The 9401-nt window shown below is 70.6% G+C and carries 10 protein-coding genes; 2 read left to right on the forward strand and 8 right to left on the reverse strand.

Annotation, left to right across the window (positions count from 1 at the left end; translation table 11 throughout):
• Window positions 1-159: 159 nt before the first annotated feature.
• Genes L0H79_RS17515 through L0H79_RS17530 form a run of 4 tightly spaced genes read right to left on the reverse strand, consistent with a single transcriptional unit; the run spans window position 160 to window position 2064 of the window.
• Window positions 160-813: a histidine phosphatase family protein gene (locus L0H79_RS17515; protein ID WP_301485934.1), complete on the reverse strand. Its 654-nt coding sequence runs from the start codon at window positions 811-813 to the stop codon at window positions 160-162.
• On the reverse strand, window positions 810-1199 hold the full coding sequence (gene rsfS / locus L0H79_RS17520) for a ribosome silencing factor (protein WP_301485935.1): 390 nt from the start codon (window positions 1197-1199) through the stop codon (window positions 810-812). Before rsfS ends, L0H79_RS17515 begins: the two co-directional genes overlap by 4 nt.
• A complete protein-coding gene (gene nadD / locus L0H79_RS17525; RefSeq protein ID WP_301485936.1) occupies window positions 1196-1840 on the reverse strand; it encodes a nicotinate-nucleotide adenylyltransferase in 645 nt (214 codons plus the stop codon). Before nadD ends, rsfS begins: the two co-directional genes overlap by 4 nt.
• Window positions 1841-1842: 2 nt before the next feature.
• Window positions 1843-2064, reverse strand: coding sequence for a hypothetical protein (locus L0H79_RS17530; protein ID WP_301485937.1), 222 nt, complete (start codon window positions 2062-2064; stop codon window positions 1843-1845).
• Window positions 2065-2260: 196 nt separating this feature from the next.
• Here L0H79_RS17530 and L0H79_RS17535 point away from each other — a divergent pair, with 196 nt between their 5' ends.
• Window positions 2261-3427, forward strand: coding sequence for a glycosyltransferase family 2 protein (locus tag L0H79_RS17535; RefSeq protein ID WP_301485938.1), 1167 nt, complete (start codon window positions 2261-2263; stop codon window positions 3425-3427).
• Here the strand turns inward: L0H79_RS17535 and L0H79_RS17540 are convergent.
• The 4 genes from L0H79_RS17540 to argE all read right to left on the reverse strand — a co-directional run bounded on the left by L0H79_RS17540 (window position 3393) and on the right by argE (window position 8062).
• Window positions 3393-4088 carry a bifunctional 2-polyprenyl-6-hydroxyphenol methylase/3-demethylubiquinol 3-O-methyltransferase UbiG gene (locus tag L0H79_RS17540; RefSeq protein WP_301485939.1) on the reverse strand — a complete coding sequence of 232 codons (696 nt, stop codon included), beginning with the start codon at window positions 4086-4088 and terminating at the stop codon, window positions 3393-3395. The two genes, L0H79_RS17535 and L0H79_RS17540, sit on opposite strands and share 35 nt — an antisense overlap.
• Window positions 4089-4134: 46 nt before the next feature.
• On the reverse strand, window positions 4135-5418 hold the full coding sequence (locus L0H79_RS17545) for a glutamate-5-semialdehyde dehydrogenase (protein ID WP_301485940.1): 1284 nt from the start codon (window positions 5416-5418) through the stop codon (window positions 4135-4137).
• Window positions 5419-5517: 99 nt separating this feature from the next.
• Window positions 5518-6795: an MFS transporter gene (locus L0H79_RS17550; protein ID WP_301485941.1), complete on the reverse strand. Its 1278-nt coding sequence runs from the start codon at window positions 6793-6795 to the stop codon at window positions 5518-5520.
• A gap of 67 nt (window positions 6796-6862) precedes the next feature.
• Window positions 6863-8062 (reverse strand): acetylornithine deacetylase, encoded by a 1200-nt coding sequence (argE, locus tag L0H79_RS17555; protein ID WP_301485942.1) that lies wholly within the window; start codon window positions 8060-8062, stop codon window positions 6863-6865.
• Window positions 8063-8183: 121 nt separating this feature from the next.
• Between argE and proB the strand changes: the two genes are divergently transcribed.
• The gene (gene proB, locus L0H79_RS17560; RefSeq protein WP_301485943.1) at window positions 8184-9296 is read left to right on the forward strand and encodes a glutamate 5-kinase; all 1113 of its coding nucleotides are present in this window, start codon (window positions 8184-8186) and stop codon (window positions 9294-9296) included.
• Window positions 9297-9401: the final 105 nt, after the last annotated feature.

A 9401-nucleotide genomic window follows, 5' to 3' on the forward strand; every position in this document is an offset into this window, starting at 1 on the left:
ACCCCTGACCCCCTCCATGCCATGGAGGTGCGCTACCAGCTGCGCCACAGCCCCGTGCGATCGCTCGCAGGTCTTCGTCAGGTGCCGCCTCACCGAGGCGACTGCGCAACTCTAGCCAATCCGCGTCGCCGAGCCCAAATCGGGGTCTCGGGGAGTGGCTCACACGTCCCACGGGCCGAGGTTCCACCCGGCGATCCGCCAGTGGTGAGCCCCGGAGAACCGGCTCCGGTCCTGAACGAGCTCGATCCAGTGGCAGTTGTCGAGCCCACGGAAGACCCGGTCGGCCAGACCGAGGTCGAGGCCGACGAGCTCGGTCGCGGCCAGCTTTCCTGACGCACCGTGCGCGACGATGACCGCGGTCTCCCCCGGCAGCAGCTCACGCAGCACGTCCTCGACGGCAGCGGTGACGCGCGTGGCGACCTCTGCACGGGTCTCGCCGGTGCGGCCCTTCGGCACGTCCTCGCCCCGGTCGAGCGCCGCGATGACGTCGGCGTACTGCTCGCGGACCTCGTCGCTGTGAAGGCCCTGCCACTCGCCGACGTCGATCTCCCGGAAGCGGGCGTCGAGGCGCACCTCGAGCCCGGTGATCTCGGCGATCGGGTCGGCCGTCGAGGCAGCCCGCTGCAGGTCGCTCGAGATCAGCAGGACCGGCTCATATGCGGCGAGGTGCGGTGCAGCGGCGACGACCTGCTCGCGCCCCACCTCGGACAGCTCGGTGTCCTTGTGTCCCTGCCAGATGCGAGCCGCGTTGTCCACCGTCTCGGCGTGCCGCATGATGACGACCCGCCGGGGACCTGGACCGGTGCCGCTCATGAGTCGGAGCGACGAGCGGAGCCGGCGTCGACGGTGTCGAGGTCGACCTCGGGGCAGTCCTTCCAGAGCCGCTCGAGGGCGTAGAACTCGCGTTCCTGTTCGTGCTGGATGTGCACCACGATGTCACCGAAGTCGATCAGGACCCAGCGTCCGTCCCGTTCCCCCTCGCGGCGCAGCGGCTTGGCCCCATGTTCGCGCAGCCTGTCCTCGACCTCGTCGACGATGGCGCCGACCTGGCGCTCGGTCGGCGCGGACGCGATGACGAAGACGTCGGTGAGCGGCAGGTGGTCGCTGACGTCGATCGCCACCACGTGTTCTGCGAGCTTGCTCTCGGCCGCGCGAGCGGCCACCTTGGCGAGTCGAAGGGACTGGTCGGGTGCGGTCACAGAACTTCCTGGCTCTGACGGGGCGGCTTCGGAGCCGGCTCGACCCGGGGCCAGGTCGCATGGAGCCCGGAGTAGAGACGGTACTTGTTGATGTACTGCACGACGCCGTCGGGGACGAGGTACCAGACGGGCAACCCGTCGACAACTCTGGCGCGGCAGTCGGTCGAGCTGATGGCCATGGCCGGGACGACCTGCAGGGTGACGCGGTCCTCCGGCAGCCCCTTGCCGGAGAGCTGGTGGCCCGGCCGGGTGACGCCGATGAAGTGGGCGAGGCGCCATAGCTGGTCCGCGTCCTTCCACGACAGGATCTCGGCCAGGGCGTCCGCGCCCGTGATGAAGTAGAGCTCCGCGTCGGGGCGCTCGACCCGCAGGTCACGCAGGGTGTCGATCGTGTAGGTGGTGCCCGGGCGGTCGATGTCGACCCGGCTCACCGTGAACTTGGGGTTCGATGCGGTCGCGATGACCGTCATGAGGTAGCGGTGCTCGGCGGGGGTCACGTAGCGGTCGGCCTTCTGCCAGGGCTGGCCGGTCGGGACGAAGACGACCTCGTCGAGGGCGTATCTGGACTGGACCTCGCTGGCGGCGACGAGGTGGCCGTGGTGGATCGGGTCGAACGTGCCACCCATGACGCCGAGGCGCATGCTCAGTGGTGGTCCTTCGGTGGCTCGATCGCCTCGCGCAGCGCGTCGCTCTGTTCACCCCTCGGCGCCTGCAGCTTGTAGGCCGTGTTGCGGAAGCTCCACGTGATGGCGAGCCCGGCCAGGAACAGGCCGAAGGCGATGAAGAAGAACGCGATGGGAGGCATGGGCAGCTCGTTGGCTGCCTCCTCGGCGGCCTGGGCCAGGAGCAGGACACGATCGGACATGGGCCTCAGCCTAGCGCCCGGGCCACCCGATCCGACCCCGGCGCCCCTCCTCGTCGAACGCGCCGTCTGGGAGCGCCCGGTCAGGTCAGCGGCGCTGCGGGCGAGCCGAGCGGCATACTCGCGTGAGGACCCGTGCCACAGCGAACGCCCAGCCGGGTGACAGGAGAGCCCGACCGGCGCCCGTAGGCTTGGAGTCATGGTCCCCGAGCTGTCCGTCGTGATCCCGATGTACAACGAGGAGGAGGTGCTGCCCCTCCTCGTCGGGCGGCTGCGCCCCCTGCTCGACGGCATCGACGCGACCTACGAGGTCATCGCCGTCGACGACGGCAGCTCCGATCTGACCCCGGCGCTGCTGCAGCGCTTTCGTCGGGAGTGGCCCTCGCTTCGGGTCGTGCGGCTGCGCGCGAACGCGGGACACCAGGCCGCCATCTCGGCCGGCCTCGTCAGCGCCCGGGGCGACTACGTGGTGACCCTCGACGCCGACCTGCAGGACCCGCCCGAGGTCATCCCCCACATGCTCGAGCTGGCCAGGCGCGACGGTGTCGACGTCGTCTACGGGGTGCGCAGCGACCGCTCGACCGACACGTGGTTCAAGCGGGTGTCGGCACGCACGTTCTACGCCCTCATCGGCGCGGTCTCCAAGACCTCGGCCCATGCCGATGCCGGTGACTTCCGCCTCATGTCCCGAGCGACGGTCGACGCGATCAACGGCCTGCCCGACCACAACCGGGTGCTCCGCTTCATCGTCCCGGCCCTCGGCTTCCCGTCCGACACCGTCGAGTACAAGCGGGAGGAGCGGGCCGCCGGAGCGTCCAAGTACCCGCTCCTGAGGATGCTCAAGCTGTCCGTCGACTCCCTCACCGGCTTCTCGGCGGCGCCGCTGCGGGTGGCGACCTTCGCGGGGATCGGTGGTGCCCTGATCGCTGCCCTCTTCGTCATCTACGCACTGGTCACCAGCGCCCGGGGCCGCACTGTCCCCGGCTGGACCTCGACGGTCGCGATCGTCGCGGGGTTCAGCGCGATCCAGCTGCTCTGCGTCGGCATCCTCGGGGAGTACATCGGGCGGATGTACGCGCACCTGCAGGGGCGCCCGACCTACTTCATCGCGTATGACTCGCTGACCGGCCCGCAGCGGCCGGGAGGGCCGACCGACACCGCGCTGCCGGCCGCGTCCTCGCAGCGCGTCGCCTCTGCGCAGGCAGACCGGCCGTCCACGTCACCACGGCCACCAGTGTCGCCGCCGTCATCGGGCGAGGACGGGCAGGGCCGGGTCTCCCCGCCCAGCGAGTCGCATCCCCCCGGCAGCGCGAGCAAACGCTCGGCAGCGGTCAGTCGCGGCGCTGGGCCCGGACGAGCAGGCTGACCCCGGGCCAGCGGTCGACCGGCAGGTAGCGCTCGGCCGTGATCACCGCGCGCAGCCCCAGGTTGACGACGGGGTTGAGCTCCTCGAGGTCCGATCCGGTGCTCGACCGGCGCCGCAGGGCGACGACCGGGCGGAGCAGGACGTTCCAGGACCTGATGCTCCGGATCGCGAAGCCGCCGCGCTCGAGCACCGCGCTCAGGTTGGCTCGCGTGTAGCGCCGGACGTGGTCGACGGCGAGGTCATGCTCCGACCAGAGACGGGGGTCGGCCGGCACGGCGACGAGATACGTTCCGCCGGGCCGCAGGACCCGGTGCGCCTCGGCCGCCGCCGCATCGTCGTCGGGGATGTGCTCGAGGACGTCGAAGGCGACCACGAGGTCGAGGCACGCATCGGTGAGGGGCAGCCGGGTGGCGTCACCCCGGATCACCGTGAGGCCCCGCTCGCGGGCGACCTCGGCGCCCTCGGCGCCATACTCGAGGGCGACCGCGTCCCACCCGTGGTCACGCAGGACGCGGGTGTTCCCGCCTCCCGCGGCGCCGATGTCGAGGGCCCGGCCGGGCAGCAGGCCGCGCAGCTGCCCGGCCAGCAGGTGACGTCGCTCGCGGTACCACCAGTGCGCGTCCTCGAGCTGCGCCAGCTTGCGGACCTCGGTTCCCTCCATGGCTGTTCATCATGCCAGCCCGGGCGGCATCGACCGATACCCCGTCTCAGCGGATCTGGCCGTCGCCCTCCACGATCCACTTCGTCGTGGTCAGCTCGGGCAGCGCCATCGGGCCGCGGGCGTGCAGCTTCTGGGTCGAGATGCCGATCTCGGCCCCGAAGCCGAACTCGCCGCCGTCGGTGAAGCGGGTGCTCGCGTTGACCATGACGGCGGCAGCGTCGACCTCCGCGGTGAACCGGCGGGCGGCCGCGCGGTCCTCGGTGACGATCGCCTCCGTGTGCCCGGTGCCGTAGCGACGGATCCGCTCCATCGCGTCGTCGATCGAGTCGACGAGGGCGACGCTCATCTCGAGCGAGAGCCACTCGGTGCCGAAGTCACCCTCCCCCGCGATGTCGTATGCCGCTCCCGCCGCGTCCGCATACGGCCCGACCTCTGGCGCGACGTGCAGTCGCACGCCGGCGCCGGCCAGGTCGGTGAGGACCTTCGGCAGGAAGTCGGCGGCCACCTCGCGGTGCACGATGAGCGACTCGGCGGCGTTGCAGACGCTCGGCCGGTGGGTCTTGGCGTTGACCGTGATCGCCTCGGCCTTCTCGAGGTCGGCGGCGCGGTCGACGTAGACGTGGCAGACGCCGACGCCGGTCTCGATGACGGGGACCGTCGACTCGCGCACGACGGTCTGGATGAGGGCCGCTCCTCCACGTGGGATGACGAGGTCGACCCGGCCGCGAGCGGTCATGAGGGCACGTCCCGCGTCGTGGCCGCCCTCCTCGAGCAGGGTGATGGCGTCGGCCGGAAGTCCTTGTTCCGCAAGCGCGCCGCGCAGCGCCTCGACGAGGGCGTGGTTGCTGCTCGCCGCGGCGGACCCGCCCCGCAGCAGGACGGCGTTGCCCGACTTGAGCGCCAGCCCGGCCGCATCGACGGTGACGTTGGGGCGCGCCTCGTAGATCATGCCGACGACCCCCATCGGCACCCGCACCTGCCGGACCTGCAGGCCGTTGGCCAGCGTCGAGCCGCGGACGACCTCGCCCACCGGGTCCGGCAGGGCTGCCACGTCACGCAACGCCTGGGCGACCGCGGCGACCCGGTCGGCGTCGAGCCGGAGCCGGTCCTGCAGGCTCTCGGGCATGCCCGAGGTGCGGCCCCGCTCGATGTCCTCGGCATTCGCCTGCAGGATCGTGGGCGTCGCCGCGTCGAGCGCGTCCGCCAGGCGGAGCAGGGCCGCGTCCTTCTGCGCGCGCGAGAGCAGTGCGAGCCGTCGGGAGGCGAGGCGGGCCTGGTCGGCCAGCCCGTTGACGTAGTCGACGACGGTGGGATCGATCGGCTCGGACATGACACCAGCGTAGGCGGCGGACCCGATCCCGCACCCACCTCATCCGGAGGCTGGGACCGGGCCCGGCGGCATACCCTGTGCGTGCCGGCGCGAGGTGGGTCAGCGGCTGTCGTAGCGGACCCGGGCGAACCACAGCCCGACCAGCGAGATGACCGCGACGACGATGTAGTAGAGGCTCGGCGCGTTGAGTGAGCCGGTGACATCGAGCAGCCAGGTCAGGGCGAGCGGGGCGAACCCGCCCATGACGGTGACCCCGATGTTGTAGGCGACCGAGACGCCGGTCGTGCGCACCTCGCTCGGGTAGATCTCGGTGAGCAGCGCCGGCAGCGGGCCGAAGTAGAGCGCCGCGATGACGCCGAGCAGGCCGATGACGAGGACGAACACGGGCACGCTCGGCCTGCTGATGATCAGCTGGAACAGCGGCCAGGCAACGACCAGCGCGGCGATCGCACCCCAGGTCATGACGCGGACCGCGCCGACCCGGTCGGCGAGCATGCCGACGAACGGGGTTCCGACGAGGATGACGAGCCCGGCGACCACGCCGCCGAGGTAGGCGGCGTCGGCCGGGATGTCGAGGCTCTTCACCGCGAAGGTCGGCATGTAGAGGATGAGGTAGATCGAGATCGTCGCGACGCCGATGCAGGCGGCTCCGGTGAGCAGCCGTCCCAGGTGCTCGGTGAAGACGGCCCGGATCGGGGTCTTGTGCGGGGTGCTCTGGGTGAACTCGTCCGTCTCCGTCAGGTGGGCCCGGATGTAGAGCCCGATGGGACCGATGAGGATGCCGATGAAGAACGGGATCCGCCAGCCCCACGTGTAGAGCTGGTCCTTCGTCAGCGTCTCGAACAGGACGAACCCGAACGCCGACGCCAGGAACATCGAGATGCCCTGCGCCGCGACCTGCCACGAGGCGTAGTACGCCTTGCGGTGTGGGGCGGTCTCGACGAGGAACGTTGTCGCCGTGCCGAACTCGCCGCCGGCCGAGAAGCCCTGGACGACCCGGGAGATGAGGATGATGACGCCGGCCCAGGCTCCGACGAGCGCATGGGTCGGGGCCACCGCCATGATCGCGGTGCCGACCATCATGAGCAGGAGGGTGAAGGTCAGTGCCTTCTTGCGCCCGAAGCGGTCGCCGTAGCTGCCGATGAGCATGCCGCCGAGTGGCCGGATCAGGTAGGAGATCGCGAAGGTCGCGAAGGTGAGGATGAGCCCGAGGGTCTCGTCGCCTGCGGGGAAGAAGTTCTCGGCGATGACGACGGCGAACGATGCGTAGACGATGATGTCGAACCACTCGAGCGCGGCGCCGATCGAGCTGCTGACGACGGCCTTGCGGGCAGCGGCGAGCTGCTCGGGGGTGACGGTGGAGGTGTCGGTTGACATGGTGAGTGCTCCGATGTGAGGTATGCCGCTGCGCCTGGACGGTCGGCTGCCGCGGTCTCGTGGGTGGTCAGTCCGAGGTTGCGCGGGCGCCCGCGATGACGGCGTCGACGAACCGCTCGCAGCGAGCGATCTGCTCGAGTGGGATGAACTCGTCCGGAGAGTGGGCCTGGTTGATGTCTCCCGGGCCGCAGACGACGGTCGGGATGCCGCCCTGGTCGAACAGGCCCGCCTCGGTGCCGTAGGCGACCTTGTCGCTCGTCAGCGCGCCGCCCCAACTGCTCGCCAGCTCGACGACCTCTGCGTCGATGGGAGTGTCGAGGCCGGGTGCCTGGGCGACGACGGTGAACTCGACGTGAGCCGCGGGGTTCTCCGCGCGCATGGCCGCCTCGATGCGGTCGGCCTCGGCGCGGAACCGCTCGATCAGAGCGACGGGGTCGACGGCGCCGATCGAACGGAACTCGAACTGGAGGGTGCAGTCCGCCGGGACGGTGTTGACCGCGATCCCTCCCTCGATGAGGTTGACCGTGCACGTCGTGTAGGGCACGTCGAAGGCCTCGTCGTAGGGGCCGTGCTCGCGGAACTCGTCGGCGACGGTGCGCACGTAGCGGGCGAGCTGGGCGGCATACTCGATCGCGTTGACGCCCTTCGGCGTCAGGGACGAGTGGGCGGCGACGCCGTGGAAGTCGACGCGTACGAGGTTGATCGACTTGTGCCCGTGGATGACCCGCATGCTCGAGGGCTCGCCGACGATGCATCCGCGAGGCCGCAGGCCGCGTCCGACCATGTCCTTGACGAGGTCCACGGCGCCGGTGCAGCCCACCTCCTCGTCGTAGGAGAAGGCCAGGTGGATCGGCTCGCGCAGCGGCTGCGCCAGGATCGCCGGGATGCGCGAGACGACGACGCCGACGAAGGACTTCATGTCGCACGAGCCGCGCCCGTAGAGCCGGTCGTCACGCACCTCGGGCGCGAACGGCTCACTGCTCCAGTCCTGCCCGTCGACCGGCACGACATCGGTGTGGCCGGACAGCACGATGCCGCCCTGGGTCGTGCCGTCGGCCGCCGGGAAGGTCGCGACGAGGCTGGCCTTGGTGCCCTCGTCGTTGGGCACGAGGACCGGCTCGACGCCGTGGGTGCGGATCTCGGCCGCGACGACCTCGATCAGTGGCAGGTTGCTGTCGCGACTGGTCGTGTCGATGCGGATCAGGCGAGTGATCCAGTCGAGCGCTGCTGCGGAGGGAGTGTTCGTCGGGGTGGCCTCTTCGCTCATGGCTGCATCGTGGCACGGCCCGGTCGCGTCCGCCCGCGCGGGGCACTTCGCCTGGGTGCTCCGCTGTGACGCATCGTGGTCATGACAACGGCGAGGGTATGCCGCTCACTACAGTTGCGGCGTGTCCCCGCGGTCCGAGATCAGCCAAGCCAAACGCCTGGTCGTCAAGGTGGGGTCGAGCTCGCTGACCGGCCCCGACGAGGGCATCGACCGGGCCCGGCTGGTGGCGCTGGTCAACGCCCTCGCCTGGCGCCATCTCGAGGGAACGCAGGTCGTCCTCGTCTCATCCGGTGCCATCGCGGCCGGGCTCGCGCCGCTCGGGCTCTCGTCCCGTCCGCGTGACCTAGCCCGGCAGCAGGCTGCCGCCAGCGTCGGGCAGGGTGCCCTGCTCGCCGCCTACACGCAGGCCTTCGCCGCCCATTCGATCACCGTGGGACAGGTGCTGCTCACGGTCGATGACGTGACCCGACGGACGCACTACACGAACGCCCGGCGCACCCTCGAACGGCTGCTCGACTTCGGGGTCTTCCCGGTCATCAACGAGAACGACACGGTGGCGACATCCGAGATCCGCTTCGGAGACAACGACCGGCTTGCTGCGCTCGTCGCGCACCTCATCGACGCCGACGCGCTCGTGCTCCTATCCGACGTCGACGCCCTCTACGACGCACCTCCGTCTCGGCCCGGCTCCAGGCGGATCCCCGTGGTCTGCGGCCCCGACGACCTGACCGGCGTCGAGATCAGGGGCAGCAGCTCCAAGGTGGGCTCCGGGGGCATGACGACGAAGATCGAGGCGGCGCGGATCGCCACCGCTGCCGGGGTCACGACGGTCGTGACCGCCGCCGACCGGGTGCGGCAGGTCCTCGCCGGCGAGGACGTCGGCACGGTCTTCCTACCGATGGGGGTGCGTGGGGCGTCACGGCGGCTCTGGCTGCAGCACGCGACGACGGCACGCGGGCGGGTCATCGTCGACGACGGAGCCGTTCATGCTCTTGCACACCGGAAGAAGTCGCTCCTGCCGGTTGGGGTGGTGCGAGTCGAGGGCGACTTCCATGAAGGCGACGCCGTCGACGTGTGCGCGCTCGACGGCCGGGTCGTGGCCAGGGGGCTGACGAACTACTCGGCCAAGGAGCTGCCGGCTCTGCTCGGACGCTCGACGAAAGATCTGGCGCGCGAGCTCGGCCCGGAGTACGAGCGTGAGGTCATCCACCGCGACTTCCTCGTCGTGCTCTGACCTGGGATCTGACCCTGGCTCTGAACCCGGACGACGCCAAGACTTGGAGATGTGGTCAGGCGGCGGCGAGCAGGTCGGCGAGGTGTTGCTCGAGGGGGCTGAGGT

The organism is Intrasporangium sp. (assembly GCF_030452765.1).
Taxonomy (GTDB): Bacteria; Actinomycetota; Actinomycetes; order Actinomycetales; family Dermatophilaceae; genus Intrasporangium_A.